We start from the raw sequence: 26,074 nt of genomic DNA on the forward strand, positions 1-26,074 counted from the left end.
CTTTTACGGGCAGCCAGCGCCACTGGCAGCCTGTTTTGAGCTTGTAGCAGATGGCGCCCACCACCTCAGCCAGGTCGACGCTTGCGCGGCGGCCACCAGCACGGGCCGGCAACAAGGGCAGTATCCAGCGGGTAATTATATCTTTGCTCAAGACTTCCATGAGGGAGGGAAAGGAGATGGGTCGCACCTCAAATTTCCCGCTTTTGTGGGAGTCTTTTCTGTTTTGCGCCTGACTGACTACTTCCTAAACAGCTTCATTGCTGCCACCAAAATAATTTCGTGTCGGAATATCGCTACAACGGCTCAACGGCGGCGCTGGTTGCCCGTGCCGGGCCGGCAGCGGTAATCGGCAAACGGGCTTTATTGTACCTTCGGCGCCGAACCAGGTTTTAGAATAAAGCGAATTGCGGTTGCGTTGGTGTTTGATCTTATGGCTGAGTGGGCTGGTCGGACTGCCGGCCACCGCGCAAAGCCCGTCGCGGCCGGCCGCGGCGCCCACGGCCCGCTACTGGGTTACGTTCCGCGATAAAGCGGGCCAGACGCTGCAGCCGCAAACCTACTTTACCGCCGCCGCCCAGGCCCGCCGCCGCCGCCAGCACCTGCCCGCCTTCGACAGCACCGACCTGCCGGTGCGCCCCGATTACCTGGCCCGGGTGCAGGCCCTGAGCGACACTGTTTCGCTGGTCAGCCGCTGGTTTAATGCCGTGGCCTGCCGGGCCACGCCGGCACAGGCCGCCCGGCTGCGGCTCATGCCCGGCGTGCGCCGCGTGGAGGCCTGGCCCGAACGCCCGCTGCTACCCGCCGCAACTCCGCGCCCCAATACCGGCCCGCAACCGGCCGGCCCACCCGCGCGCCTTTCGTCCGCCGACCGGGCGCTGGCCCACCGGCAGACGGCCGTGCTCGGGGCCGCCGAGTTCCGGCGGGCCGGCCAGCAGGGGCAGGGCCTGCGCATTGCCGTGTTTGATGTCGGCTTCCGCGGCACCGACACCCACCCGGCGTTTGCGCACCTGCTCCGTCGCCAGGCCATTGTAGCCACCTACGATTTTCTGCGCCGCTCGCCCGACGTGTTCCGGGGCGGTACGCACGGCACCGAGGTGCTGGCGTGCCTGGCCGGCCAGCTGCCCGATAGCACGTTTCTGGGGCTGGCACCGGAAGCCGAGTTTCTGCTGGCCCGCACCGAGCAGCAGGGCCGCGAGCGGTACGCCGAGGAAGAAGCTTGGCTGGCCGCTGCCGAGTGGGCCGACCGCAACGGCGCCGACATCATCAACTCGTCGCTGGGCTACACCGACCGCCGCTATTTTCCGGAGCAGATGAACGGGCGTACCAGCCTGGTGGCCCGCGCCGCCGCGCTGGCCGTGCACAAGGGCATGCTGGTGGTGAATGCGGCCGGCAATGCCGGCGACGATCCGCGCTGGCGCACTATCGGCACGCCCGCCGATGCCGACTCGGTGCTAACGGTGGGCGGCCTCGACCCCGAAACCTGGCTGCACCTCGATTTCAGCAGTTACGGGCCCGCGGCGGGCGGGCGGCTCAAGCCCAATCTGGCGGCTTTTGGGGTGGCGGTTACGGCCGTGCCGGGCGGTTTCGAGCGCGTCGAGGGTACCTCGTTTGCCAGCCCGCTGGTAGCGGGTTTTGCGGCCTGCGCCTGGCAGCAGCAGCGCGATTTGCCGGTGATGGCGCTGTTTGCCCGCCTGCAGCAGGCCGGGCAGCTCTACCCGTATTTCGACTACGCCCACGGCTACGGCCTGCCCCAGGCCGCCGCTTTCCGCCCCGTCGGCCCGCCGCCCACGCTGCCGGCGCCCACCTTCGATTTCATAGCCGCCGACTCGCTGGTCAGTATCATCATCCGGCCCGAAGCCGGCACCGTGCCCGCCTACCAGCTGCCGCTGCTGGCCGATACAACGGCCAATGGGCCGGCCGCCGTAGCCGCTCCGCCGGCGCCGCTGTACTGGCAGCTGCGCACCGCTACGGGCTTTATTGTGCGCTACGAGGTGCTGGAGGTCGGCCAGCGGGCGGTGCTGCGGGTGCCGCTGCGGCAGCTGCCGCCCGGTGGCACGGTGCGGGCCCATTACCGGGGCTACACGGCTAGCTTTGTGGCTCCATGAGGCATTATAAACCCCCGTTCGGGCTGCTGGCGTTGCTGCTGGCGGCCGCGCTGCCCCGGCCGGCGGCGGCCCAGCAAGTGCTGCTGCGCGCCGACCCAGTTACCGACACCATTCCGGCTCGCTATGGCCCCAACCGCGCCTTCTACCAGCACCTGTTTGTGGGCTACACGGCCGTGGCGGGCGCGCCGGCCGGGCCAGGGGCCGAGCTGCGCTACCTGCAGTCGGGCGAGCTGTTTGCCGGGCTGCGCAACAAGTGGCGCGTGGCGGGGCCGGCCGCCGTGGGCCTCGATGCCCGCTTTGCCTACCTGCGCTACCAGCTGCGGCAAACCAACCAGAAGCTCGTGCCCACGCCGCAGCTGCACCACCGCGAAACCCTGAACCTGACGCAGCTGCAGCTGGAGCCCTTTGCCCGCCTTAGCTTCGGGCGGCGCGGCAACGTGGTGGGCAACTACCTCGATGTGAGCGGCTGGGGCGGCTGGGCCCTGGGCGCCAGCCACCGCTACGAAGACCGGCCCGGGCAGGGGCAGGGCAAACGTACGCTGGTAAAAGAAGCCCGCCCGGCCTATTTGCACCGCTGGAGCTGGGGCCTGGGCGCCCGGCTGGGGTCGGGCCGCTACGCGCTGCTGGCCCGCTACCGCCTCGCCGACTCGTTCAGTGGCTCGGCGCCGGCCACTTACCCCGAACTGCCGCGCTGGCTGCTGGGGCTGGAAGTAGGCGTGTTCTGAAAATAAGCCAAAAAAATGCGCTTCCTACAGCCCATGAGCCGACCAATTTCGTAGGTAAACCGGCTGCTGACTTTGCCGGGCGCCAGCGCGCCGCGGTAAGCGGCTGACAGCCACTTAATTTTGTAAGCTAAATTGGCCGAATGCCGATAAATCCCGAGCTTTCGGGGCTGGAGGCCTCATCAGGGCTTTTCCGGCTGAATTATTGCCGCGTCTGCTTCCCATGAAAAAACTACTAATCCCCGTTGCCGGAGCGTTTTGCCTGCTTCAACTGTCGTCATGCCTGAACACGGAGCGCGAAGTGGCCACCTCCCGCAACACCGACCGTCAGTTCACGCCCGGTATGGAAGCCAACCGCGGCCGGGTGAATGAGCGCACCGTGCTGCGGACGGTGAATGCCAGCCACAATTTCTCGTCGCCGAAGGCCAAAGACACCTTTATACTGCAACTGCGCGGGCCTAAAATCGCCACTTCGCAGGCTCATTTCATCATCCTCAACAGTGCCGGCGATACGCTGCGCCAGGAAGTAATGCCGGCCACGGCCCTCATCCGCGACCAGGATGTGGCCGACCCGCAGACATCCACGGTGCGCGACAAGGAAATTGCCATTCTGCAGGGCATGAACAGCTTTTTCCGCGACGACCGGTTTGTGCAGCCGGCCGTGCCCAAAGCCGCCGTGCAGCCCGAAAACGTTGATGCTCAGTCGTGGTCGTCGGTGAAGGCCGACACCCGCGCCATCGGCTTCGACTACCCCTCGGCCGACGGCCGGGAGCGGCGGGTGGCCTACTCCAAAGCCCTGAAAAGGGCCGTCGTTATTGCCGAGTAAGCTCGCTGAAACAGTATAAAAGCCCCAAGCCACCGCGCTACCGAAGTATTTCGGAGCGCAGTGGCTTGGGGCTTTTTAACTGGAAGTGCCTATTGCGAGGGGGGGGGCGAAAGCCTGAAAAGTAAAACGCGGGACAGCTTCCGAAAAAGCCATCCCGCGTTCTTACTCCAATCACCGGCTCAAACGTACGGGCGGCTGCATGAAGGCTGGATGAAGAGTTGAACTATTGGCTGTGGCAGACGGGGCTTACTTTCTCACAACAGCCAGCCGGTGCGGCCGTTGGGTTGGCGCACCAGGCGGCTGGCTCCGAACTCGCCGAGCACGGCCACGGCCGTTTGGGCGGGCAGCGCCGCAATGGCGGGGGCGCCGGCCAGCGGGAACGAATGCAGCTCGGTGGCAGCCGGCAGCTTCTCGCGGCGCAACGGGGCGGCGGCGCGCACGGCCGGAGCCGGCACAAAGCCGCTGCCGCCGCCGGGCAGCTGCACCCGCAGCCAGCCCGGCACGGCTCCCAGCACCAGCAACGGCGTGGTGCGGGTGGCCAACCGGCCCGCGGCCAGGGCCGCTTTGGCGGTTGGCGTGCGGCGCAGGGGCAGCCGGTTTTCGCGGGCCCGCACGTACTGGCCCAGCTCGGCAGGCAGCTTTTTGGCCGGGGCCGCGGGCGCGTCGGCCCGGCGCACGAAGGGCAGCGGGTCGAGGGCGCCGTTGCGGTACACGCCGAAGTGCAGGTGGGGTGGGGTAGTGCGGGCGTTGCCGGTGTTGCCTACCAGCCCCAGCGTGTCGCCGGTGCGCACGCGCTGGCCGGGTTGCACCAGCTGCTTATCGAGGTGGGCGTAGTAGAGGTGGGCGTCGGCATCGGCCGTAGCAAGCCACACAACGCGGCCGCCCAGCTTCGTTTCCTGCACTCGCGTGATAACGCCGGGCGCGGCGGCCAGGGCGGGCGTGCCGCGGGGCGCAAAAATATCCACGCCCTCGTGGCGGCGCGCCCCGCCGTCGCGGCCGGCGCCCCAGAACGAGCCGATGGCCTTATCGGACTTGCCCAGTACCGGGAAGCTCAGGCTGGGCTCGCGGCGGATGCTGAGCGTGTAGCGGCCGCCGCGCAGCAGCTCGGGCTGCACCCGCAGCAGGTGCTGGCGGTCGGCTTCCACCACGTAGCGAAACGAGAGGCTGGCCGTGTCGGCCGAGAGCAGGGGCCGGGGTGCGGCTTGGTCGGGGCGCAGCTCGAAGGCGTCGAGAAACACGCGGGGCGGGGTGGTACCGGGCGCCAGCGTAAGGCTCACGCGGATGGCCTCGCCCGCCCGCACCCCGTAGCGCAACCCCAGCGCCACGGCCCGGTCAGCGGGGAAAAAGCCCGATTCGTGGTAGGGCAGCTGCACCGTCAGCGAGTCGTGCAGGGCCTGGTCGGCGGCCCGCAGCCAGTCGCGGCCCAGAGCCGTCTCGGCGAGGCCGGCCTGGCGCAGGCGGCGGGCGTAGGTTTCGTGGGGCGTGGTTGGCTGCAGCAGGCCGCGCAGGGTTTGGTTGGGGCTACAGGCACCAAGCAGGGCCAGGAGCAGGAAGAAAGGCAGGGCGGCGCGAAGGCGAAACAGCATAAACAGAACGGGCGGCGAAGGGCAACAAACAGCCGGCACAAACAGGCTGCCCGACTAAACCCCGGCGGGGCCCGACTAGTTCGGGCCAGCGCCGGCAACGGCTCGTGGGCGCAAGTAACCGGCAAGCCGTAAGTTTACCCTGGCTTTCCTCCGACTTCATCCTAATGCCTGCCTTCCCGACTGCCGCTGCCCCCGATTCCCTTGAAGACGACCTGACCGCGCTGCTCGATGTGTCGCCGGCCGCCATGGGGCTGCTGCGGCCGCTGGGCGCGCCGGAAGGCCACCCGGCCGGCTTCACCGATCTGGCGTTCGAGTACCTCAACCCGGCCGCGCAACAGATCCTGGGCCTGCCCGCCCGGCCTACCGAAACCTGGCACGCTCGCCTGCCTACCACCGAGTGGCTGCTGGAAGTGTGCCGCTCGGCCCTGCGCTCGGGCCAGCCCGGCCACTACGAGCTGCCGCCCGCCGGCCCCCACGAGCCGGGCTACCGCCTCACGTTCCGGCCGGTGAGCGGGGGGCGGCTGCTGATGGGCTGCGGGGTGGATGAGGCAGTGGAGCCGGGCAGCCTGGCGGCCCGCGTGCGCCGGATGGCGGCCGAGTCGGGGAGGCTGCGGCAGCAGCTGGCCCAGGCCGAAACGGCCGCCCAGAGCCACGTGCAGGAGCGCGAGAACTTCTACCAGGTATTCGAGCAGGCCCCCGTGCTGGTGGCCCTGCTGCGCGGGCCTCAGCACACGTTTTTGTACTGCAACCCGGCGTATCAGGAGCTGTTTCCGGGCCGCCAGCTGCTGGGCCTCACGTACCGGCAGGCGCTGCCCGAATTTGTGCGCCAGGGCCTGCTGCCCGAGCTGGACGCGGTGTACGCCACGGGCCGCACGTTTTACGGCACGGAGCTGCCAGTCGATATTTATTCCGTCGTCGAGCAGGACCTGGTGCTGCGCTACTACGATTTCAGCTACCAGCCCTACCGCGAAAACGGAACGATTGTGGGCGTCTCCATCTTCGCCTACGACGTAACCGAGCAGGTGCTTTCGCGGCTGATGCGCGCCGAGCAGCAGCAGCAGCTGCTGGCGTTGTTCGACCAGGCGCCGGTGGCCATCTGCCTGTTCCGGGGCCCCGAGTTTGTGCTGGAAATCGTGAATTCGCTCATGCTCGATATCCTGCAGCGGCCGCTGGAAATGCTGCTCGACCGGCCGTTCTGCGAGGCCCTGCCCGAGCTGGCCGAGCAGGGCCTGGTGCAGGTGCTCGACGAGGTGCGCGCCAGCGGCCGGGCCTACGTGGTGCAGGAGCTGCCCCTGCGGCTGGCCCACCACGGCCCCGACGAAACGGGCTACTACAACTTCGTGTACGAGCCGCTGCGCGACGAGCAAGGGCAGCCCACGAGCATCGTGTGCGTGGCCACCGAGGTAACCGAGCAGGTGCTGGCCCGCCAGCAGCTGAGCCTGACCAACGAGCGGCTGCTGCTTGCCAACCAGCAGCTCACCCACACCAACGCCGACCTCGACAACTTCATCTACACCGCCTCGCACGACCTGAAAGCGCCCATCAGCAACATTGAGGCGCTGGTAACGGCGCTGCGCGAAGACCTGGCGCTGCCCACCGCCGAGGCCGACGTGCCGGGCCTGCTCGATTTGATGCAGGATTCGGTGGAACGCTTCAAGCACACCATCGACCAGCTCACCGACATTACCAAGCTCCAGAAAGCCCACACCAGCCCGCTGACCCCGTTGCGGCTGGCCGTGCTGGTCGAAAACGTGCGCCGCGACCTGGCCTCCGAAATAGCGGCGGCCGGCGGCACGCTGACCGTGGAAGTGCCCGCCGACCTGACGGTGCTGTTTGCCGAAAAGAACCTGCGCTCCATCGTTTACAACCTGCTCAGCAACGCGTTCAAGTACCGCCACCCGGCCCGGCCCCCGCACGTGGTGTTGCGGGCGAAGGGTGGGAGCGGGGCCGGCCTCGAGCTGGAAGTGGCCGACAATGGCCTGGGCCTGACGCCGGCCCAGCAGCCGCGGGTGTTCGATATGTTCCAGCGCCTGCACGACCACGTGGAGGGCTCGGGGCTGGGCCTGTACATGGTGAAAAAGATCCTCGACAACGCCGGCGGCCGGGTAGAGCTGAGCAGTGAATTCGGCGTTGGCACCGTTTTCCGCGTACACCTGCCTAACTAAGCGCGGGTGCCGGCCGGAAACTGAAACTCCGGCCGCCCCGGCGCGCATCTGCTCTTTTTCCACTGTATGCTGCCTGTTATTCTGCTCGTCGATGACGACCCGACCACCAATTTTCTCAGTACCCGCCTGCTTAAGCGGCTGGGGGTAGGCGAGGAGATTGTGGTGGCCCTCAATGGGTTCGAGGCCCTGCAGCAGCTGCAGCAGCGCTGCTTTGTGGGCGAGGCCGTTGGCAGCGCCTGCCCGGACCTGGTGCTGCTCGATGTGAACATGCCGGTGATGGATGGGTTCGAGTTTCTGGAGGCCTACCAGCAGCTGCCCGCCGAGCAGCGCCGCAACACCCTGGTCGTCATGCTCACTACCTCCATGCTGGCCACCGACCGCCAGCGGGCCGAGCAGCTGCCCGTGGCCGATTTTCTGACCAAACCCCTGACCCGCGAAAAGCTGGCCACTGTGCTCCGGCAGCATTTCGACATAGAGCTACCCTGAGCGAGAACCCTGAACGTAGAGGTTAGGAATGAGAAGTGAATTATGCACATCATACCTCATATTCTTCCCGTCGCACTTCTACTTTCTCCCTTCTCGCCTCTTCGTTCTCACCTCTGACTTTTAATTTTATGCTTTACCTCACCGAGTGCCCGCGCGACGCCATGCAGGGCTGGCCCGAGTTCATCCCGACCACCGATAAAATCGACTACCTCAACGCCCTGCTCAAAGTAGGCTTCAGCGTGCTTGATTTCGGCTCCTTCGTTTCGCCCAAGGCCATTCCGCAGCTCGCCGATACGGCCGAAGTGCTCGACGGGCTCGACCTGAGCCAGTCGGGCACCATGCTGCTGGCCATTGTGGCCAACCTGCGCGGGGCCGAAACGGCGGCCCGCCACCCGCAAATCCGCTACATCGGCTTTCCGCTGTCGGTTTCTGAAACTTTCCAGCAGCGCAACACCAACAAAAGCATCGCCCAGGCGCTGGATGATGTGGCCCGGATGCAGGATATCTGCGCCCGCACCGGCCAACAGCAGGTGGTGTACCTGAGCATGGGCTTCGGCAACCCCTACGGCGACCCGTGGAGCCCCGAAGTGCTGGGCGAGTTCACCCAGCAGCTCGATGCGCTGGGCGTGGGCATCGTGGCCCTTTCCGACACCATCGGGGCCAGCACGCCAGCCACCATCGCGCCCGCCTTCCGCGAATTGACGACCGCTTACCCGGAAATCCGGTTCGGGGCCCACCTGCACACCACGCCCGATACCTGGCACGAGAAAGTACAGGCCGCCTACGAGGCCGGCTGCCGCCACTTCGATGGGGCGCTGGGCGGCTACGGCGGCTGCCCGATGGCGGCAGACGAGCTCACCGGTAACATGCCCACCGAGCGGCTGCTGGAGTTTTCTGCCCAGGTGGGCCTGGAGCCCGGCGTAAACCTGGAGGCGCTGAACGAGGCCGTGCGGCTGAATCAGCGCATCTTTGCGGGGCACTGAACATTCTGAATGAATGACTAAGATTGACTTCTATAATGAAACAGCTGATAGTTTACACTTGTGGATAGAATTGGCCTGTATTGCATTAGAGTTAGATAAGCAGTATGAGTATCGGATAGAAGCGGAAGAAACTGAGTTTCGAATAGAGTTTCGGGACACAATGATTGTGCTTTATCTCCAAAATACATTCGGACCTAAAGTATTTCAGCGACCATATTCTCCGAACGTGCTTAAGCAGGCGAAGTGGGAACTGGTAGTAGACTATTCTGACATTTGATGTCTTCGCGTCAGATGCCGCACTATCTTCTTAATTCCCCCTCTCCATGCCTGCCCCTCAAGTCGATATATTCATTCCCTGCTTCGTTGACCAGCTTTTTCCGCACACCGCTATGAACATGGTGAAGGTGCTGGAGGCCGTGGGCTGCGAGGTACATTACAACGCCAACCAAACCTGCTGCGGGCAGCCGGCCTATAATGCGGGCTACAAAACCGAAAGCTGCGAAGTGGCCCGCAAGTTTCTCACCGATTTCCCCACCGAGCAGGAGCGTTACATCGTGAGCCCCTCGGCCTCCTGCATCGGCATGGTGCGCAACACCTACGCCGACCTGTTCGAAGGCACACCCGACGCCGCCCGCTACCACGGCGTGCAGCGCCGGGCCTTCGAACTCACCGAATTCCTGGTAGATGTGCTGGGCATCACCAGCATTCCAAACGCCCAACTCGCCGGCAACTACACCTACCACGACTCCTGCGCCGCCCTGCGCGAGTGCGGCATCCGCGAGGCCCCGCGCCAGCTGCTCGACGGCGTAGCGGGCCTGCAACGCCTCGAAATGGCCGAAACCGAAACCTGCTGCGGCTTTGGCGGCACTTTTGCCGTGAAGTTCGAGGCTATATCGGTGGCCATGGCCGAGCAGAAGGTGGAGCACGCCCTGGCCACCGGCGCCGACTACCTCATCAGCACCGACACCAGCTGCCTGATGCACCTCGACGCCTACATCCGCCGCGAAAAGAAGCCGATAAAAACCCTGCACGTCGCCGACGTGCTGGCCAGCGGCTGGTAAATCACTGATTTTCTCTGATTATTCGTGATTCCGCTGATTTCTTGACCGTCGGTGAGTTGCTGCTCGCCACTCAGCCCCAGCGGGGCGATATATCGGTAGCCAGTGATAAGTAAAAAGCGTTAAAGCCCCAGCGGGGCGACACCCATCGTATAACGGTTGGTGCCGCCCCGCTGGGGCTTTGTTGGTGGGTGCTGCATGATTTGCTACCGATGTACCGCCCCGCTAGGGCTAAGCTGCTCCGGATATCGAAAGCACATCCGCAGCAGCAAGATCACGATTAAGCAGCGGTAATCAGTGACTTAATGCGTCCGGTTAGGCCCTCTGAAGCTTGCAGCAGCGGTAGGCGCACGGCGTCGGCGCACAGGCCCTGGGCGGCCAGGGCGGCTTTTACGCCCACGGGGTTGCTTTCCTCATACATCAGCGGATTGAGCTGGGTGAAGCCGAACAGCAGTTGGCTGGCCTTGGCGAAGTCGCCGTTGAGGGCAGCGCGGGTCATGGCTGAGAAGCGCTGCGGGAAGGCGTTGGCCAGCACCGAGATGATGCCCGCGCCGCCGAAGCTGATAAGCGCCGTCGTCATCATGTCATCACCCGAAACAAGCAGGAAATCGTCGGGCTTTTGGGCGGCAATGGCGATGCACTGCTCCAGGTTGCCGCTGGCTTCCTTGATGCCGATGATGTTGGGGTGCTGGGCCAGCTCCAGCGTGGTGGCGGCCAGCAGGTTGGAGCTGGTGCGGCCGGGCACGTTGTAAAGCAGCACCGGCACCGGCGAGGCATCGGCCAAGCACTGGTAGTGGGCGATGATGCCGCGCTGGCTGGGCTTGTTGTAGTAGGGCGAGGCCGAGAGCAGCGCGTCGTAGCCGCTCAAATCGGTGGTTTCGAGGGTGCGCACCAGCGCGGCGGTGTCGTTGCCACCGAGGCCGTACACCAGCGGGGTGCGGCCGGCCGTGTGCTCGCGGGCCACACGCCGGATTTCGGTGCGCTCCTCAACAGTCAGCGTCGGCGACTCGGCGGTGGTGCCGTTGATGACGAGGTAGTCGGTGCCGTTTTCGAGCTGGAAATCGATGAGACGGCGCAGGGCCGGGTAGTCCACGGCGCGGTCGGGGGAGGGGAGGAAGGGCGTAACCAGGGCCACGCCGGTGCCACGGAGTTTGTCCATGCGGGAAATAAGCGGTTGCTTTGTAGAAGGATTGACCGGCGGCAAGATACGGCATCAGTTGCCAGTAGTGCATTGCCGGCTGCCAGTAAAAATTCCCGCAAGAGGGCCAGTCCGGCCCGCTGTTTTCTTCCGCCTGCGTACATGAAGTTTCCGAAGTACCCCGTGCTGGCCGCCGCGCTGGCCACCCTGGCCGCGCTGCCCGCCTGCACCGACACCAAATCGGTAGCCGCCACCGAAACCGCCGCCGCTACCGCCGATATTGCTGCCGACTCGGCCCTGACGGCCAACACGCCCACGGCCGGCAACGCCACGGCCGCCGACCTGAACAATGGTAGCCCGGCCACCATTCCGGCCGGCCAGCGGGCCGATGCCGCCACCATTCTGGCCCGTCCGCAGGTTCCCATTCTGTGCTACCACCAGATTCGTGACTGGACGGCCAAGGATTCCAAAGGCGCTAAGGACTACATCATTCCGGTGGCCCAGTTCAAGGCCCAGATGAAGATGCTGGCCGACTCGGGCTACCACACCATTCTGCCCGATCAGCTGTACGCCTACCTCACCACCGGCGCCCCGCTACCCAGCAAGCCGGTCATGCTCACCTTCGACGACACCGACCTCGACCAGTTCACGGTGGCCCGCCCGACGCTGGAAAAGCACGGCTTCAAGGCCGTGTACTTCATCATGACGGTGAGCCTGGGCCGCCCCCGCTACATGAGCAAGGCGCAGGTCAAGCAGCTATCCGACGAGGGCAACGTCATCGGCTCGCACACCTGGGACCATCACAACGTGAAGAAGTACCAGGGCCAGGACTGGGTAACCCAGATTGAGAAGCCCACCAAAGTGCTCGAAGAAATTACGGGCAAGAAAGTCAATTACTTCGCCTACCCCTTCGGCCTGTGGAACCCCGAGGCTATTCCGGAGCTGAAGAAGCGCGGCATGGATGCCGCCTTCATCCTGGCCGAAAAGCGCGACCAGCAGGACCCGCTCTATACCATCCGCCGCATCATCGCCAGCGGCTACTGGAGCCCCCGCACCCTGCACAACAGCATGGTGCAGAGCTTTTAGAGAGAGCGTAGACTATAGAAATTAGAGCATAGAACGTCATTCAGAGCGAAGCGAAGAATCTCGCCCGAACTCGTCGAAACGGTAATCGTTTCGACGAGTTCGGGCGAGATTCTTCGCTTCGCTCTGAATGACGTTCTATGCTTTACGCTCCTTATTTCACCTCGTCCTTCAAGTCCTTGTAGGCGCCGGCATTGACGACGTATAGAAACCCCTTTTCCTGCATCAGCACGGCTGTTTTGTTGCTGCGGTTGCCGGAGGCGCAGTACAGCACATAGTTTTTATTACGGTCGAGCTTCTGGAGTCGCGCGGCCAGGTCGGGGGAGCGGAAGTCGAGGTTGGCCGACCCGGGCAGGTGGCCGGTGGCGTACTCCTCGGGCGTGCGCACATCGAGCAGCACCGTGTTAGGCTCACGAAGCGTTTTCTTCACTTCGGCAATGGATGCTACCGGGACGGCCGATGGTACGATGGCGCCGACTATAGCCGTGGGCAGAGGTGCCGGTACGGTTGGTACAGGGGCTTGGGCCAGCAGGGTGAGCGGGACAAAAGCCAGGACGGCGGAAATCAGGTAGCGAAACATGGCAGGTGCTTAAATGAGAGATACTTAAAGACGCCTCCGGGCTGGCCGCGTTGCACGGTCGGCCCAAGAAGTTCTAGAACAACGAGCCCTGCGTGAGAGTGCCCGAAGCCTGCTCCGCGTCAGCGGCCGGCGCATCATTAGCGGCGGCGCTAATATCATCGCCGGGTTTCGGCAGCATGGCCAGCAGGTCGGTTTCGCGGATGATGGGCACTTTCAGCTCGGTGGCTTTTTCGCGCTTGGCGGGGCCCATTTTGTCGCCGGCTACCAAAAAGCTGAGCTTCTTGCTGATGCTGCCCGTGATTTTGCCGCCGTGCTGCTGAATGAGGTGCTGCAGCTCGTCGCGGCTGTGTTGCTCGAACACGCCCGAGAGCACGAAGGTCTGGCCCGCCAGCCGGTCGCTCTGGGGCTGGGGGGCCTCGCCGGTGAGGGCCAGCTGCACGCCCGCGGCCCGCAGCCGCGCTAGGAGGTCGAGGTTCTGGGGTTCCTGAAACCAGGCCGCCACCGATTCGGCAATGACGCCGCCTACCTCGGGCACGGCGGCCAGCTCGGGAGCCGTGGCCGCCGCCAGCGCCTCCACGGTGCGGTAGTGGGCGGCCAGCTTTTCGGCCACCGTTTCGCCCACGTAGCGGATGCCCAGCCCGAACAGCACCCGGTCAAAGGGCACCTGCTTGCTGGCCTCCAGCCCCGCTACCAGGCGCTGCACCGACTTCTCACCCAGACGTTCCAGCTGGGCCAGCTCCGGGGCCTTGGCCGGCAGCTCGTAGAGCGAGGCCGCATCGGTTACCAGCCCCAAATCGAAGAAGCGGCCCACGGTTTCGGCACCCAGCCCATCAATATCGAGGGCCTTGCGCGACACGAAATGCTCCAGCTTGGCCTTGAGCTGGGGCGGGCAACCCCGGTCGTTAGGGCAGCGGAAGTGGGCCTCGCCCTCGGGCCGGATGAGCGGCGTGGCGCAGGCCGGGCACTCGGTCGGGTACACGATGGGCTGACTGTCGGCGGGGCGGGCTTCCAGGTCAACCCCCGTTATTTTGGGGATGATTTCGCCGCCTTTTTCCACGAACACCATATCGCCGAGGCGCAAATCGAGGGCGGCTATCTGGTTGGCATTGTGCACCGAAGCGCGCTTCACCACGGTGCCGGCCAGCGGCACGGGGTCGAGCAAGGCCACCGGCGTAACGGCGCCGGTGCGGCCCACCTGGTACTGGATGGCCTGCAGACGGGTGCGGCCGGCCTCGGCGGGGTACTTGTAGGCAATGGCCCAGCGGGGGCTTTTGGAGGTGTAGCCCAGCAGCTCCTGCTGCCGGAAATCGTCCACCTTAATCACGATGCCGTCGGTGGCCACTGGCAGCTCAAACCGCTTCTTGTCCCACTCATGCACGAAATCCAGTACCTGCTCGATGGTGGCGCAGCGCCGCCAGGTGTCCGACACGGGCAGGCCCCAGGCACTGAGGGCTTCGAGTGAGGCGCTGTGGGTTTCGAACTGCGAGCGGCCGGGCATCAGAAACGAGTAGGCGTAGAAGCGCAGCTTGCGGGCCGCCACCTGGGCCGAATCCTGGAGCTTAAGGGCGCCGCTGGCGGCGTTGCGCGGGTTGGCCAGCAGGGCTTCGCCGTTGGCTTCGCGCTCCTCGTTCAGCTCGGCAAAAACGGGCAGGGGCATGAATATTTCGCCCCGCACCTCGAACTCGGGCGGGCGGGCCGGGCCGGCGGGCCGCAGGTGCAGCGGCAGGTTGCGGATGGTGCGCACGTTGTTGGTGACCACGTCGCCGCGGGTGCCGTCGCCGCGCGTGACGCCCTGCGTGAGCTGGTCGTGCTCGTAGGTCAGGCTCATGGCCACGCCGTCGAACTTCAGCTCGCAGACGTACTGCATCTCGGCGCCCTCCAGGCCCTTGCGCACCCGCTCGTCGAACTCGCGCAAATCGGCCTCCGAGTAGGTGTTGCCCAAACTCAGCATGGGGTAGCGGTGCTCGGCCGTGGGGAACTGCTTGGTGATGGTGCCACCCACCCGCTTGGTGGGCGAGTTGGGGCGGGCCAGGTCGGGGTGTTCGGCCTCCAGCCGGGCCAGTTCGGCCAGCAGCTGGTCGAACTCCTGGTCTGGTATTTCGGAGTGGTCGAGCTGGTAATACTGGTAGTTGAGGTGGTGCAGCTGCTCGGTGAGGGCAATTATCCGGGCTTCGATATCGGGGCTCATAGGAGTAAGGCGGGTTAAGGCTGCAAGCTAAAGAGAAAGTCAGCGAGAAAAAGTTAAAGATAAAAGCCGCTGAACCTTGCCCTGCGGCGCGCTCAACGGCTTTTACCTTTAACTTTTTCTCGCTGACTTCACGACAACGCTAGTCTTTCACCAGTACGCCGTCGGCCTCGAAGTTGAGCTGCTGCCGGGGCTCGGTGATGGCGGCAATTTCGGCTTTCGACTTGCCGGCATCCTGGGCGTAGTGCTGCAAATCGGCCACGGGCACGGTTTCGCGCCGGGCCCAGCCGTTGATGACGATGGTTTTGCCGCTGATGTCTTTGGGCACGAAGAAGGCGTAATCCTTGAACTTGACGCGCATCTCGCGGCCGTCGGGCAGCTTCATGGTCATCCAGCAGCCCTTGGCCTGGCATACCTCGCTGGCAATACCCACCAACTTCACCTGGGCCGAATCCTGGGTGCCGAGCAGCGCGGGCAGGGCCGCCAGCGGCTGGGCGCCTTCGCCCGTAAGGGCCGCGCCGTAGGTTTTGCCCTCGGGCGTGGAGCCGGTGGCCGGGGCCGGGGCCGTGGTGGTGGGAGCGGCCGGGGCCGAGGTGGTGGCCGCTGGCTGCTGGCAGGCGCCCAGCACCACGGCGGGCAGAAGTAGGAAGAAGCGCATAAGCCGCAGAGGAAAAGATGGTGTGGAAAAGTCGGAATTTATGACTTTTTGCCGTTATGTTTTGCTTTCCCGCCGACTCCCGCCGCTTCATCAATGGCCGTTAGCAGCCGCACCTGTTCGAGCCGGCCCCGCTTATCGTAGCGCTCCGACTTCACCAGGCCCACAGCGGGGGCATAATAATCGACCACGCGCACCGCCGAAGTCAGCTTGAGGTCGGCGCGGGCCACGGTGCCCGTTTCCAGCTCGGCCTCCACCTTATAGCACTCGAAGGTGCCGGCCGGGGTCGTAATAGTCTGCCGGCCCGTTACGCGGCGCTTGCCAACCATAGAATAGACGTTGGCAATGTGCACGGCCGAGCTCCGCACATCCACCGTCATGCCCCCACCGGGCAGCTCCGAACCGATGGTGGGCTGGTTGGGCCAGGACAGCGGCAGGGGCGAATAGGTGAGAATCCGGTCCTGAAACGAGCTGAGCTGCGTGGGGTTGAGCTGGTCGAGGCCGTCGGTGAAGGCCGTATCCTGGCGGCAGCGGAAGGTGAGGTCGCGCAGGTAAACGAGGCGGTCTTTGGCATCGTAGGCGCCGCTTTTGAGCAGCACGGTGTTGGTGGTCTGGGTCTTCTTTTTGTTCTGCTCGGTGCCCAGGCTCACCACCCGCTGGCGCACGTAGCCCGTAGTTTTGCCCCGGCCATCCTGCAGGGTAAAGGTGCGGGCCGTGTTGTCGGCCAGGCCGAAGGGGTGGGGGCAGTCGGCGGCCGGCGCCGGGGTTTCGGGGGTGGCGGGAGAAAGCGTCTGGGCCTGCAGGGTGGCCGAAGTCAGCAGGCCGGTGGCCAGGGCCACAAAGTACGTGGAAGACATAGGGGAGAGCGAAGTGAGAAACCGACCCGGCAAACTCGGCCGTTGGCCCTGCATACGCAAGGCGGGCCGTTTGGATTCTGCCGGTGAAATACCGAACTAAACAAAAGCCGTGCCCACCCAAAAATGTAACTTGGGGCCCGCAACGGCGTTTGCACGAAGGCCGGGAGGCAGCAAAAGAACTGTCATTCTGAGCGCAGCGCAGCGGAGCCGAAGAATCTCGCGTGCCAAAGTAGCTTCCAGCGTCTGAGTTTACCATTGCCCGCGAGATTCTTCGACTGCGGCTACGCCTTCGCTCAGAATGACAGTTTTATTTCCTTAACTCACTACCGCCTCACCCCATCATCCCATTACCTCCTCACCATTCACTCCCAGATTATGCCTGAACAACCTACTTCCTGGGCCGATACGGCCGCTTCGCTGCTTTCCAAGCTTTCGGGCGGGGTCGAGCTGGCCCTCAATTTCGACCAGATGGAGCTGCAGGTGCCCAATCCGCAGAGCCCCCATACGCCCACAACCTGGCGCCTGAACGGCGCGCTGCGCATCCGCACCCGCGGCGAAAACCCGCCTTCCGGCGCCCTGCCGCCCGCCAACCCCAGCCCGACTACTCTTGGCTAGCGGCCTCGACATTGAGGCGCAGCTGGTGGTGGCCCTCGATGGCGACGAGGTGCAGATTGCGGGCACGGGCGGCTACCTGATCATCAATTTCCCCAGCCAGCGCGTGTTCGACAAGATAACGGCCGGCCCGCCCAAAGACCCGCAGGCCCCGCCCCGGCCCAAGGGCCCGCCCGGCTCCGACCCGCTGCAACAACTCAACAACCTGGCCCACCAGCTGGGGTTGGTGCTCGATTTGCGGGTGGCCGGCAAAACGCACGTGACGTTTGGGGTGGGCAACAGCCCAAAAATCACCATCAACGCGGTGTTCGGCAAAATCGGCTCCTTTTTCCGCAAGCTGTAGCGTGCCCGCCGGCAGGAGAATACCCGGGAAAACGGCCCGAAAATCGTACGGATGCCCGGGCCGTTTTCGCGTACGTAGATAGCAGCCCGGCGGGCCGGCAGGCACTGGCGGTCAGCCGGAACTAAAGGCCCCCCGATTGGTTTGCACTACACGTATGCCCGCCCGATTTATTCGTTTATGAGCTCCGACCGTAACTCTCCCAAAAAAGTGGGCGCTGCCCGCCCGGCTTCCGCCTTTCAGCGCATGGAGCGCATGCCGCCGCTGCTGATGATGCTCTATGTGGGCCTGGTCGGCATTACGGTGCTGTTTGCGGTGCTGGTGGGCGCCTACGCGTTCACGCACTTCCGCGACGGGGCGAGTAGTGGCGTGTATGCGCTGCCGCGCTTTTTCTCCCTGAGCACCATTGTGCTGCTGGCCAGCAGCTACGTAATTGCCCAGGCCAGCCGCATCTACGCCCAGGACGACTTGGCCACGCTGCGCCGCTGCCTGGGCGCTACGTTGCTGCTGAGCTGCATTTTCGCGGGTCTGCAGGTGCTGGGCTGGCGCGAGCTGATGGCCCAGGGCATCTTCTTCGACGGGATGGCCAGCGGCACGTTCGTGTATCTGCTATCGGCTTTGCATGTGGCGCACCTGCTGGGCGGCATGCTGTTTTTGCTGGTGCTGCTGCTGCGCACGCATTACGCTTCCAACGATGCCGTGCGCGCCCTCGTCTTCATCCGCAACCCCTACCGCCGCCTGCAGCTGCGTATGGTTACGCTCTATTGGCACTTCATCGACGGCCTCTGGATTGCTCTGTTCGCCGCCTTTTTGTTTCTCTATTAAGAAGCGTCGATTGCCGAACAACTGCCAACCGCCCCCGCCGCCCCATCAGGTAGCGGGGGCGGCTTTTTTGTTGACTATCGGCCACTAAACGGCCGCCCGAGCTGCCCTCGTGCTATAAGCAGCGCCGAAGGAACAGGGTGCCGGGGCAAGGCGCTGATTTTGAGCGCCCGGGCCGTACCTTGGAAGCGGTATTCCACCGTCTCCACTTTATCCGATTTATGCGCCTTGCTACTTTCCTACTGACTATGGGCGGCCTGCTGGCGGGCGGCCTCCCGGCCACCGCCCAGCTACCCGCTTACCGGCCCCTGGCCACCGACCTCGACGGCTCGGCGGCCGATGCCTGCGCCCGCGTGCACACCGGCGCGGCGGCCCGCCCGGCCTACGCCAGCCTCAGCCACCGCCAGAAAATGGCCGGCTACGATGTGAAGTACTACAAGCTCGATATCCGGCTGGCCAACAACTCGCGCAACGTGGGCGGCACCGTAACCATCCGGGCCCGCACCGGCAGCCAGCCCCTCGACTCGCTGGCCTTCGAGCTGTATAACACCTTCGCCATCGAGTCGGTAGTGGTAGATGGGCAGGCCAGCACCGGGCTGCGCCGCAAGGGCCTGGGCGACGTAACGGTGGGCCTGGGGCGCCCGGTGGCTCCCAACACCCTGTTTGAAGCCCGGATTACCTACAACGGCACGGCTCCCAACAGCAACGCCGCCGCCATCGGCAACGCCCTGAATACGGCCGTTGTGCGCACTTACAACGTCAGCACCACCTGGAGTTTATCGGAGCCCTACAACGCCTACGAGTGGTGGCCCTGCAAGCAGACGCTCACCGACAAAGCCGACTCGGTGGATGTGTGGGTGACGACGGCCGCTGCCAACAAGGTAGGCTCCAACGGCGTGCTGGAACGCGTCACCAGTCTGCCCAACAATGAGGCGCGCTACGAGTGGAAGTCGCGCCACCCGATTGACTACTACCTGATTTCGGTGGCCGTGGGGCCCTACGTCGAGTACGTGAACTACGCCAACCCCATCGGCGGCCCGCGCATTCCCATCGTCAACTACGTCTACAACCAGGCCGCCCTCAACTACTACCGCACCGAAATCGACCGCACACCGGGCTTTATCGAAAACTTCTCGGCCCTGGTAGGCCTCTACCCGTTTGCCGACGAGAAGTACGGCCACAGCATGGCCCCCATCGGCGGCGGCATGGAGCACCAGACCATGACTACCCAGGACGGTTTCACCTTCACGCTCACGGCCCACGAGCTGTTCCACCAGTGGTTCGGCGACAACGTCACCTGCGGGGCCTGGGAAGATATCTGGCTCAACGAAGGCTTTGCTTCGTATGGCGAATACCTCTCGCTCGGCGCCTTTGCCGCTCCCGGCGCCGACCGCGGCTGGCTCAACCAGGCCCACACCTCGGCCATGAGCCAGCCTGGCGGCAGCGTATTCGTGAGCGACACCAGCAACGTGAGCCGCATCTTCAGCTCGCGGCTCAGCTACAAAAAAGGCGCGGCCGTTATCCATATGCTGCGCTACCTGCTGAACGATGACGCGAAGTTCTTTGGGGTACTGCGCACCTATCAGAGCACCTACCGCGGCCGCACGGCCCGCACCCGCGACCTGCAACGCCTTTTCGAAGCCGCCGCCGGCCAGTCTCTGCAGCACTTCTTCGACCAGTGGTTTCGGGGTGAGGGCTACCCCACGTTCAGTCTGCGCTGGAACCAGGCGGGCGGGCAGGTGTATTTGCAAAGCGTTCAGACGGCCTCCATGCCCACCGTTACGCCCTTCTTCCAGACCGATATTGACTACCGCCTAACCTTCGCCGACAACAGCACCCGCACCGTGCGCTTCGCCCAAACGCAGCCCGTACGCACGCTGGCCGTGGCCGAGTCGCGCCCCGTTGTCAGCATCGAAATCGACCCCGACCAGTGGGTGCTCAACGCCACCGGCGCCGTGGTGCGCGATGCGGGCGTTGTAACGGCCAGCCAGACGGCCCGCGTGCCCCAGCTAAGCGTGTACCCTAATCCCTGCCGCGAGCAGCTGCGCCTGGCCGATTTCAGCGGCCCCAGCGCCCGGGCCGAAGTAACCGATGCCACTGGCCGGCTGGTGCTTCGCCAAACGGTGCCTGCCGCCCGGCCCGTGCTGCAAACCGCCACGCTGGCCCCCGGCCTCTACCACCTGCGCCTGCTCAGCCCCGACGGCTCGGTTGTGCGCGCCCGGTTCGTGAAGGAGTGAGTAATGATGGAAGAACGCCCCCGCCTGTCATCCTGAGCGGAGCGAAGGACCTATACAGAAGGTATTGTTTGATGTTTGCTTCTGTATAGGTCCTTCGCTCCGCTCAGGATGACAGGCGGGGCGTTCTTCCATCACTAACCGCTTATTATCACTTCACCGGCTTCCAATACTTGCCAATCAGCTCCTCCACCTCGGGTGGGGCGGGAGGCAGGTTGAACACGGCATCAACCAGCGCATCGAAGGTGGCGGCCGGCGTGAAGATGGCGTCGGAGAACGGGTCGTTGGCGAGCCGGATAAAGCCGGGCTGGCCGTTGACACTCACCAAATCGACGGTGACGTTGCCAAAGCGCTGGTTGCAGCGGCCGGTGGCAGTGCAGTCCTTTGGCTGGGGCTTAAGGAAATACTTCTGGGTGGTTTCGGCGTAGCGCTCGTGGCGCAGAGTACGCCGGTCGGCAGCGCCTAACTGGTAGCCCAGCGCCAGCACCCGGTCGCGGATAAAATCGAAGAAGTGCTGGAAGTTGCCGGGGCCCATGCTCGGGTCGTAGAGGAACACGGCGCCGCGCTGACCTTCCTTGCGGGCCAGCTGCACCCGAAACCGCGCCCCGGGCAGGCCGGCCTTCTGGTAATGATAGGCCTTAAAATAAGGGCCGGCCCAGTTGAGAAACACCTGCTGGCTCAGCCACTGCTGCCGGAGCCGCTCCTGCGCCGGACTGCGGTGCAACGGCCGCCACTCGCCTGAGGCGGGCGTAGGGCCGGTAAAAAGCAGTTTGAGCAGGTCGAGCAAAACGGATGGCTGAGTTTCGGAATTAACCACGGGCCCGGCAAATGGTTTGCCGGCCGGCCGGTGGCCCAAGTCAAACAACGCGCCAAATACTGCCCCGAAGGCCCAAAAAAAGCGGGGCTCCCGTTGCCGGAAACCCCGCCGAAGCTGGTAGGCCGGAGGCCCTATTTCACCCGCGTCCAGGTCTGCGACTTGCCGATGAGCGAGAAGCCGATGTAGCCTTTCACCTCCATGGTGTTGGCGTTGAGCATTTTCATGTAGCAGGAGTAGGTTTTGCCGGTCTCCGGGTCGTAGATTTTGCCATCGTCCCACTTGTTGGCCTCGTCGTACTCGAAGCCGCTCATGAACACCAGGCCCAGGCGCGGCCGGCTGCGCAGCTTGGGGTCGGGGTTGGGCGTGTCGGTTTTGGGGCGGCCGGTTTTGGGGTCGTTCGGCTCGGCCAGCGACACAATTTTACCGCACAGCTTGGTGCCGCACTTGTAAATCTCAAACGTCGCCTTCTTCTCCGAGTTGGTCCAGACACCAAGCGGCGAGAGGGTTTGGGCCGAAGCCGTAGCCAGCAGACCAAACAAAAAGGCCACGCTTAACAGAAGAAATTTTTTCATGGGATTGGTGATGGTGAAATGGGAGTTGATTCGTGGGAAAAGATAGCGAAATCCGGCTGAACAGGCTACTTCGCAGGATTTTCTGCTTGGGCCGGCTGTTGCAAGTATGAGGCCAGAATCAGCTTCAGCTGTTTTATGCAGTATTTTTGGATTTACGAAGAGGGTGAAAGTCAGTTAGATGAGATAGAATACGGGTTTTTGCCCGAAAAAAAGCTGTTTTTATTTTGAACCATCCCCCCAGCGTTTAACTTTACCAATGCGTAGTGAGTGCTACCGCCCCCGCCGAGCCACCCTAAGGTGCTGGGCAGCGAAGCAGGGGTTATGTCGGATCTAAAGAAAGGAGGTACAAAATGTCTAGTAGTCCCAACCAAATCCTGCCAAGCCTGTCGAATGTAGTCCGCTTCACCGCCGGACGCGCTTAACAACAGCTTACGCGCGGAACTCTGTTAGCCCTTCAGGGTGGGTTCCCGCATTCTGGCAAGGTCTTACGAATGGATGACGGGGCTGTACCCCAGCTCAGTCGCTTGGTAAGATTTGAAGGATTAGATGCCCGGTTTGCCCAGCAGCCTCGAAAAGGAGGTCTGCACAGGCAGCCGGGCATCGCTGCGTTTAAGGTGATTTGGTGAGTAGTGAGATGGTGAGTTTGACGTTCCAGGGGCCTAACGGCGCGGTTTGCCAATCAGGCCCCTGGAACATCAACTCACCATCTCACCACCTCACCAAATCACCTCAAAGCACCCGGCGCACCTGCATGAAGCGCCGCTCGTAATCGGTGCCGGCCACCTCGCTGATTTTGACGCCCGGTTCGCGGCGGGCCGAGGAGGCGTGCACGAACCGGATAGGCTCGCCCGCCGGGCTGATAACGATGCCGGCGTGGCCCGGCGTGGTGGACGTTTTGGCCGTGCCGGTAAACACTACAATATCGCCCGGGCGGGCGCTGGCGCGGGCTACGGGCCGGCCCACATCAATGAGCATGGCCGTGGAGTGGGGGGTAGCCACGCCGTAGCGGCCAAACACGTACATCACGAAGCCCGAGCAGTCGAAGCCGCCCACGGGCGTGATGCCGGCGTAGGTGTAAGGGCTGCCGAGCTGGCGTAGGGCAAAGGCCACAATGCTGTCGGCTTTAGCCGCTGGCGCGAGGGTGCGCGGGATAGAAGCCGGGGCTGCTTTGATAACCGGCACGGGCTTACTGGCAGGTTTGGCGGGCGAGGCGGGTGCCGGTTTTGGCGTGCTGGCGGCCGGCAGCGTGGCGGGTAGGCCCGAGGGCGGCATGGCGTAGGCAGCGGGCCTCACCGGAGCCAGCGGCGCTACGGCAACCACGGCCGGCGCGGGAGCCTGCAGGCGCACCCACACGGCGCGCCCCAGCAACAGGGCCAGTAGCAGCAGGAAAACAGTCCAGACGTAGCGCATCACTCAGGTAAAAGGATTTGCCTGCTTAACGGCCGCAGTACAGTGCAGGTTCCGGCCGGCTTGCGGGCCGGTTATGGGTCAAGCTTCCCGCGCATGCTGCGCCCGGCAAATAGCGCTTCGGTGGCGACGCAGCAGCGGGCAGTTGCAGCCTTTCGGGGTTTTCTGCGTTCTTTGCCCCAAGCGGCCCGCGGGGCCGGCTCCCACTCCTTTGCTCACCCTTTTTCCATTCTGAATGCTCCTGACTGCTCCTCACCGCCGGCTGGCGGTGGCGGCCCTGGGCGTGCTGCTGGGCCACACGGCCCCGGCCGCCTGGGCTGCGCCCACCCTGCGCTACACGCTGGCCATGCCGGCTCCGCAAACCCACTACTTCGAGGTCGAGATGAACCTCGACGGCTTCAACAAAGCCTACACCGATGTGAAAATGCCCGTCTGGGCGCCTGGTTCCTACCTGATCCGGGAGTTCGAGCGCAACGTGGAAGGCTTCGAGGCCACGGCCGGCAGCCAGGCCCTGCGTACCGAGAAGATGGACAAGAACACCTGGCGCATCTACCACCCTAAGGCCCGCAACTTTGCGGTGCGCTACAAGGTGTACGCCTACGAGCTGAGCGTGCGCACCAGCTTCATCGACGCCTCGCACGGCTACGTGAACGGCACGAGCGTGTTCATGTACCCGGCCGAAAACAAGCAGCTGCCCAGCCAGCTCGAAGTGAAACCCGCCCCCGGCTGGAGCCAGGTGAGCACTAGCCTCAAGCCCGCCGGCGGCACCTTCACCTACCGCAGCAGCAACTACGACGAACTGGCCGACTCGCCCATTGAAATCGGCAACCAGAAAATCTACACCTTCACCGCCAACGGCACGCCCCATACGGTGGCCATGTACGGCGACCCGCTGGTGGACGAGCAGCGCCTGACCCGCGACATGCAGCGCGTGTGCGAGGAGGCCCACAAAGTGGTCGACCGCAACCCGCTCGACCGCTACGTGTTTATTGTGCACAACATCGATAGGGGCACCGGCGGCCTGGAACACCTTTTTTCCACCACGCTCTCGGTGTCGCGCAATGCCTACTCGTCGGAGGCCGGCTGGAAGGGCTTTCTGGGGCTGGTGGCGCACGAGTATTTCCACCTCTGGAACGTCAAGCGCATCCGGCCGGTGGCGCTCGGGCCGTTTGATTACGACAAGGAAAACTACACCCGCATGCTTTGGCTAAGCGAGGGCGGCACCGAGTACTTCTCCAACCTGATTGTGCAGCGGGCCGGTTTCCTAACGCCCGACCAGTACCTGGCCGACCTGAGCAACGGCATCAACCGCGTCGAGAACACGCCCGGCAACAAGGTGCAGTCGGCCGCCGACGCCAGCTTCGACGCCTGGATCAAGCAGTACCGCCCCAACGAAAACTCGGCCAACACCGCCATCAGCTACTACGACAAAGGCGAGGTAATTCTGGCCACGCTCGATTTGATGGTAATCAACGCCACCAAGGGCCAGAAGAGCCTCGACGACGTGATGCGCTACCTCTACGACCAGTACTACCTCAAGCAGGGCCGCGGCTTCACCGACCAGGAGTTCCAGGACGCGGTGGCCAAAGTGGCCGGCCAGCGCTTCGACCAGTTCTTCGCCCGCAACGTGTACGGCACCGATATGCTGCCTTACGAGCAGGCCCTGGGCTACGCCGGCCTGCGCCTGAGCGTGGTGCCCACCGCGGCCACCGAGGCCGACCTGGGCGCCCGCATCAGCCCCGCCGGCGGCCGCCAGACGGTGGCCGGTGTAACGCGCGACGGCAGCGCCTGGCAGGGCGGCCTCAACGTGGGCGACGAAATCCTGAGCCTCGACGGTGTGCGCGTAACCGACGACCTGAACAAGCTGCTGGCCGGCCGGCCCGTGGGCTCCACCATTAAGGTGCTCGTCACCCGCGAGGGCCGCGTGCAGGAAGTGAGCTTCCCGCTGCTTGCCAGCACCGTCCGCCGCTACCGCATCGAGCGGCAGCCCAACCCCACCGCCGAGCAGCAGCGCGTGTTCGAGAAGTGGCTGCCGGTACGCAGCTAGGTTTTCGGCTGTTAGCTTATAGCTGTGAGCTTTCGTTTGCAAAAGCCAAACGCCCCCGCCGGAATCCGGCGGGGGCGTTTGGTCGTTACACGGGCCTATTTGCGGTAGTGGTAGCGGGCTTGCAGAAAATTTATGTGCCTGTCACTTACCTCATAAACCAAACGGTGCTCCTGATTGATGCGCCGGGACCAGACCCCGCTGCCCAGACCTTTTAACGGTTCGGGCTTGCCAATGCCCGCAAATGGGTCGCGGGAAACGGCTTCAATCAGCATGAGTACCCGTTGGGCAGTAGCGCGGTCAGTAGCAACCCAATGCTGCAAATCCTGCAGGCATTGGGGTAAGATGCTGGTTGCCCACCCTTGACGGGCAGAATCGCTACTCTTCTTCAAGGCCCAACTCTTTACGCAGCGAATCAACGGTAAAAGGCACGCCTTGGCCCTGACGGGCTCTTTCCAGCGCCCCCAGTAGCCGCTCGGCGTTAGCCGGTGAACGAAGTAGGTGGGCCGTTTCCAGTAAACCAGCTAACTCGGTAGCCGGCAGCAAGGCCATATCCTCCTTGCCCCGGCGCGAAATGATGATGGTTTCCCGGTCATTGGCAGCTTGTTCCATTAGGGAAGCCAAGTTGGCCCGGGCTTCGGAATATGATACGGCAGTCATAGTTGTACAGCTTGTTTGTACAAGTATAAGGAAGTACGATAGAATTAGGTTTAGTAAGACTGAAAAAGATAATTGGGATACCGAGTTGCTCACCACCAAAACGCCCCCGCCGGATTCCGGTGGGGGCGTTTTTTTGT

General features: G+C 64.0%; 25 protein-coding genes. 13 read left to right on the plus strand and 12 right to left on the minus strand.

Features of this window, described 5'->3' with window-relative positions; translation table 11 throughout:
* Positions 1–160, minus strand: a 160-nt coding sequence (locus H145_RS25080; protein WP_019949313.1) for a transposase, incomplete at its 3' end; no start/stop codon positions are given.
* A 262-nt stretch (positions 161–422) separates the two neighbouring features.
* Here H145_RS25080 and H145_RS0116750 point away from each other — a divergent pair.
* The 3 genes from H145_RS0116750 to H145_RS0116760 all read left to right on the plus strand — a co-directional run bounded on the left by H145_RS0116750 (position 423) and on the right by H145_RS0116760 (position 3,653).
* Complete coding sequence (locus tag H145_RS0116750; RefSeq protein ID WP_019949314.1) at positions 423–2,105, plus strand: S8 family serine peptidase; 1,683 nt, start codon at positions 423–425, stop codon at positions 2,103–2,105.
* A complete protein-coding gene (locus H145_RS0116755) occupies positions 2,102–2,830 on the plus strand; it encodes a hypothetical protein (RefSeq protein WP_019949315.1) in 729 nt (242 codons plus the stop codon). Before H145_RS0116750 ends, H145_RS0116755 begins: the two co-directional genes overlap by 4 nt.
* Before the next feature lie 220 nt (positions 2,831–3,050).
* Positions 3,051–3,653, plus strand: coding sequence for a hypothetical protein (locus H145_RS0116760; protein WP_157541723.1), 603 nt, complete (start codon positions 3,051–3,053; stop codon positions 3,651–3,653).
* Between the two features lie 254 nt (positions 3,654–3,907).
* Here the strand turns inward: H145_RS0116760 and H145_RS0116765 are convergent, their stop codons facing one another.
* Positions 3,908–5,239, minus strand: a complete 1,332-nt coding sequence (locus tag H145_RS0116765; protein ID WP_019949317.1) for a M23 family metallopeptidase — start codon at positions 5,237–5,239, stop codon at positions 3,908–3,910.
* A gap of 164 nt (positions 5,240–5,403) precedes the next feature.
* On the opposite strand from H145_RS0116765, the gene H145_RS23020 reads away from it, so the two are divergent.
* From H145_RS23020 to H145_RS0116790, 4 genes are all read left to right on the plus strand, one after another.
* The gene (locus H145_RS23020; protein ID WP_019949318.1) at positions 5,404–7,404 is read left to right on the plus strand and encodes a sensor histidine kinase; all 2,001 of its coding nucleotides are present in this window, start codon (positions 5,404–5,406) and stop codon (positions 7,402–7,404) included.
* 66 nt (positions 7,405–7,470) lie between these two features.
* Positions 7,471–7,890, plus strand: coding sequence for a response regulator (locus tag H145_RS0116775; RefSeq protein WP_019949319.1), 420 nt, complete (start codon positions 7,471–7,473; stop codon positions 7,888–7,890).
* A 128-nt stretch (positions 7,891–8,018) separates the two neighbouring features.
* Positions 8,019–8,873, plus strand: a complete 855-nt coding sequence (locus H145_RS0116780) for a hydroxymethylglutaryl-CoA lyase (protein WP_019949320.1) — start codon at positions 8,019–8,021, stop codon at positions 8,871–8,873.
* Between the two features lie 323 nt (positions 8,874–9,196).
* Positions 9,197–9,934 carry a (Fe-S)-binding protein gene (locus tag H145_RS0116790; protein WP_026351587.1) on the plus strand — a complete coding sequence of 246 codons (738 nt, stop codon included), beginning with the start codon at positions 9,197–9,199 and terminating at the stop codon, positions 9,932–9,934.
* A gap of 277 nt (positions 9,935–10,211) precedes the next feature.
* On the opposite strand, the gene dapA is transcribed toward H145_RS0116790, so the two are convergent.
* Positions 10,212–11,090, minus strand: a complete 879-nt coding sequence (gene dapA / locus H145_RS0116795; protein WP_019949323.1) for a 4-hydroxy-tetrahydrodipicolinate synthase — start codon at positions 11,088–11,090, stop codon at positions 10,212–10,214.
* Positions 11,091–11,231: 141 nt separating this feature from the next.
* Here dapA and H145_RS0116800 point away from each other — a divergent pair, with 141 nt between their 5' ends.
* Positions 11,232–12,155: a polysaccharide deacetylase family protein gene (locus H145_RS0116800; protein WP_019949324.1), complete on the plus strand. Its 924-nt coding sequence runs from the start codon at positions 11,232–11,234 to the stop codon at positions 12,153–12,155.
* Between the two features lie 151 nt (positions 12,156–12,306).
* Here the strand turns inward: H145_RS0116800 and H145_RS0116805 are convergent, their stop codons facing one another.
* The 4 genes from H145_RS0116805 to H145_RS0116820 form a co-directional block, all read right to left on the minus strand.
* Positions 12,307–12,732, minus strand: coding sequence for a rhodanese-like domain-containing protein (locus H145_RS0116805; RefSeq protein WP_019949325.1), 426 nt, complete (start codon positions 12,730–12,732; stop codon positions 12,307–12,309).
* A gap of 73 nt (positions 12,733–12,805) precedes the next feature.
* Positions 12,806–14,920: an NAD-dependent DNA ligase LigA gene (ligA, locus tag H145_RS0116810; protein WP_019949326.1), complete on the minus strand. Its 2,115-nt coding sequence runs from the start codon at positions 14,918–14,920 to the stop codon at positions 12,806–12,808.
* Positions 14,921–15,059: 139 nt separating this feature from the next.
* Positions 15,060–15,575, minus strand: coding sequence for a DUF4920 domain-containing protein (locus H145_RS21835; protein ID WP_019949327.1), 516 nt, complete (start codon positions 15,573–15,575; stop codon positions 15,060–15,062).
* A gap of 38 nt (positions 15,576–15,613) precedes the next feature.
* Positions 15,614–16,429: a TapB family protein gene (locus H145_RS0116820; RefSeq protein ID WP_019949328.1), complete on the minus strand. Its 816-nt coding sequence runs from the start codon at positions 16,427–16,429 to the stop codon at positions 15,614–15,616.
* A gap of 375 nt (positions 16,430–16,804) precedes the next feature.
* Between H145_RS0116820 and H145_RS21840 the strand changes: the two genes are divergently transcribed.
* The 4 genes from H145_RS21840 (at position 16,805) to H145_RS0116840 (ending at position 20,440) form a co-directional block, all read left to right on the plus strand.
* Positions 16,805–17,044, plus strand: coding sequence for a hypothetical protein (locus H145_RS21840; protein ID WP_019949329.1), 240 nt, complete (start codon positions 16,805–16,807; stop codon positions 17,042–17,044).
* Complete coding sequence (locus H145_RS0116830) at positions 17,037–17,384, plus strand: hypothetical protein (protein WP_019949330.1); 348 nt, start codon at positions 17,037–17,039, stop codon at positions 17,382–17,384. Before H145_RS21840 ends, H145_RS0116830 begins: the two co-directional genes overlap by 8 nt.
* A gap of 177 nt (positions 17,385–17,561) precedes the next feature.
* Positions 17,562–18,206 (plus strand): cytochrome c oxidase subunit 3, encoded by a 645-nt coding sequence (locus H145_RS0116835; protein ID WP_019949331.1) that lies wholly within the window; start codon positions 17,562–17,564, stop codon positions 18,204–18,206.
* Positions 18,207–18,424: 218 nt separating this feature from the next.
* On the plus strand, positions 18,425–20,440 hold the full coding sequence (locus tag H145_RS0116840) for a M1 family aminopeptidase (RefSeq protein WP_083937829.1): 2,016 nt from the start codon (positions 18,425–18,427) through the stop codon (positions 20,438–20,440).
* Positions 20,441–20,588: 148 nt separating this feature from the next.
* Here the strand turns inward: H145_RS0116840 and H145_RS0116845 are convergent, their stop codons facing one another.
* The 3 genes from H145_RS0116845 to H145_RS23025 form a co-directional block, all read right to left on the minus strand.
* Complete coding sequence (locus H145_RS0116845) at positions 20,589–21,254, minus strand: hypothetical protein (RefSeq protein WP_169513210.1); 666 nt, start codon at positions 21,252–21,254, stop codon at positions 20,589–20,591.
* Between the two features lie 131 nt (positions 21,255–21,385).
* Complete coding sequence (locus H145_RS0116850; RefSeq protein ID WP_019949334.1) at positions 21,386–21,826, minus strand: DUF2147 domain-containing protein; 441 nt, start codon at positions 21,824–21,826, stop codon at positions 21,386–21,388.
* Positions 21,827–22,555: 729 nt separating this feature from the next.
* A complete protein-coding gene (locus H145_RS23025) occupies positions 22,556–23,236 on the minus strand; it encodes a C40 family peptidase (RefSeq protein WP_019949336.1) in 681 nt (226 codons plus the stop codon).
* A 232-nt stretch (positions 23,237–23,468) separates the two neighbouring features.
* Between H145_RS23025 and H145_RS0116865 the strand changes: the two genes are divergently transcribed.
* Positions 23,469–25,280 (plus strand): M61 family metallopeptidase, encoded by a 1,812-nt coding sequence (locus H145_RS0116865; protein WP_019949337.1) that lies wholly within the window; start codon positions 23,469–23,471, stop codon positions 25,278–25,280.
* Positions 25,281–25,375: 95 nt separating this feature from the next.
* Here H145_RS0116865 and H145_RS0116870 read toward each other — a convergent pair whose 3' ends face one another.
* Together H145_RS0116870 and H145_RS0116875 are read right to left on the minus strand one after the other, a co-directional pair.
* Positions 25,376–25,696, minus strand: coding sequence for a Txe/YoeB family addiction module toxin (locus tag H145_RS0116870; protein WP_316929487.1), 321 nt, complete (start codon positions 25,694–25,696; stop codon positions 25,376–25,378).
* Complete coding sequence (locus H145_RS0116875) at positions 25,656–25,937, minus strand: type II toxin-antitoxin system Phd/YefM family antitoxin (protein WP_019949339.1); 282 nt, start codon at positions 25,935–25,937, stop codon at positions 25,656–25,658. Before H145_RS0116875 ends, H145_RS0116870 begins: the two co-directional genes overlap by 41 nt.
* Between the last annotated feature and the right edge of the window lie 137 nt (positions 25,938–26,074).

It is taken from the genome of Hymenobacter aerophilus DSM 13606, assembly GCF_000382225.1.
Lineage (GTDB): Bacteria > Bacteroidota > Bacteroidia > Cytophagales > Hymenobacteraceae > Hymenobacter > Hymenobacter aerophilus.

What these genes read in the sequence shown, in the direction of transcription:
- H145_RS0116820 (WP_019949328.1), bottom strand. Translation starts at nt 16,429, where the DNA reads ATGTCTTCCACGTACTTTGTGGCCCTGGCCACCGGCCTGCTGACTTCG.
- H145_RS23025 (WP_019949336.1), bottom strand. Translation starts at nt 23,236, where the DNA reads ATGCGCTACGTCTGGACTGTTTTCCTGCTGCTACTGGCCCTGTTGCTG.
- ligA (WP_019949326.1), bottom strand. Translation starts at nt 14,920, where the DNA reads ATGAGCCCCGATATCGAAGCCCGGATAATTGCCCTCACCGAGCAGCTG.
- H145_RS23020 (WP_019949318.1), top strand. Translation starts at nt 5,404, where the DNA reads ATGCCTGCCTTCCCGACTGCCGCTGCCCCCGATTCCCTTGAAGACGAC.
- H145_RS0116755 (WP_019949315.1), top strand. Translation starts at nt 2,102, where the DNA reads ATGAGGCATTATAAACCCCCGTTCGGGCTGCTGGCGTTGCTGCTGGCG.
- H145_RS0116775 (WP_019949319.1), top strand. Translation starts at nt 7,471, where the DNA reads ATGCTGCCTGTTATTCTGCTCGTCGATGACGACCCGACCACCAATTTT.
- H145_RS0116865 (WP_019949337.1), top strand. Translation starts at nt 23,469, where the DNA reads ATGCTCCTGACTGCTCCTCACCGCCGGCTGGCGGTGGCGGCCCTGGGC.
- H145_RS21835 (WP_019949327.1), bottom strand. Translation starts at nt 15,575, where the DNA reads ATGCGCTTCTTCCTACTTCTGCCCGCCGTGGTGCTGGGCGCCTGCCAG.
- H145_RS0116850 (WP_019949334.1), bottom strand. Translation starts at nt 21,826, where the DNA reads ATGAAAAAATTTCTTCTGTTAAGCGTGGCCTTTTTGTTTGGTCTGCTG.
- H145_RS0116780 (WP_019949320.1), top strand. Translation starts at nt 8,019, where the DNA reads ATGCTTTACCTCACCGAGTGCCCGCGCGACGCCATGCAGGGCTGGCCC.
- H145_RS0116805 (WP_019949325.1), bottom strand. Translation starts at nt 12,732, where the DNA reads ATGTTTCGCTACCTGATTTCCGCCGTCCTGGCTTTTGTCCCGCTCACC.
- H145_RS0116875 (WP_019949339.1), bottom strand. Translation starts at nt 25,937, where the DNA reads ATGACTGCCGTATCATATTCCGAAGCCCGGGCCAACTTGGCTTCCCTA.
- H145_RS0116790 (WP_026351587.1), top strand. Translation starts at nt 9,197, where the DNA reads ATGCCTGCCCCTCAAGTCGATATATTCATTCCCTGCTTCGTTGACCAG.
- H145_RS0116765 (WP_019949317.1), bottom strand. Translation starts at nt 5,239, where the DNA reads ATGCTGTTTCGCCTTCGCGCCGCCCTGCCTTTCTTCCTGCTCCTGGCC.
- H145_RS0116800 (WP_019949324.1), top strand. Translation starts at nt 11,232, where the DNA reads ATGAAGTTTCCGAAGTACCCCGTGCTGGCCGCCGCGCTGGCCACCCTG.
- H145_RS0116840 (WP_083937829.1), top strand. Translation starts at nt 18,425, where the DNA reads ATGCGCCTTGCTACTTTCCTACTGACTATGGGCGGCCTGCTGGCGGGC.
- H145_RS21840 (WP_019949329.1), top strand. Translation starts at nt 16,805, where the DNA reads ATGCCTGAACAACCTACTTCCTGGGCCGATACGGCCGCTTCGCTGCTT.
- H145_RS0116835 (WP_019949331.1), top strand. Translation starts at nt 17,562, where the DNA reads ATGAGCTCCGACCGTAACTCTCCCAAAAAAGTGGGCGCTGCCCGCCCG.
- dapA (WP_019949323.1), bottom strand. Translation starts at nt 11,090, where the DNA reads ATGGACAAACTCCGTGGCACCGGCGTGGCCCTGGTTACGCCCTTCCTC.
- H145_RS0116760 (WP_157541723.1), top strand. Translation starts at nt 3,051, where the DNA reads ATGAAAAAACTACTAATCCCCGTTGCCGGAGCGTTTTGCCTGCTTCAA.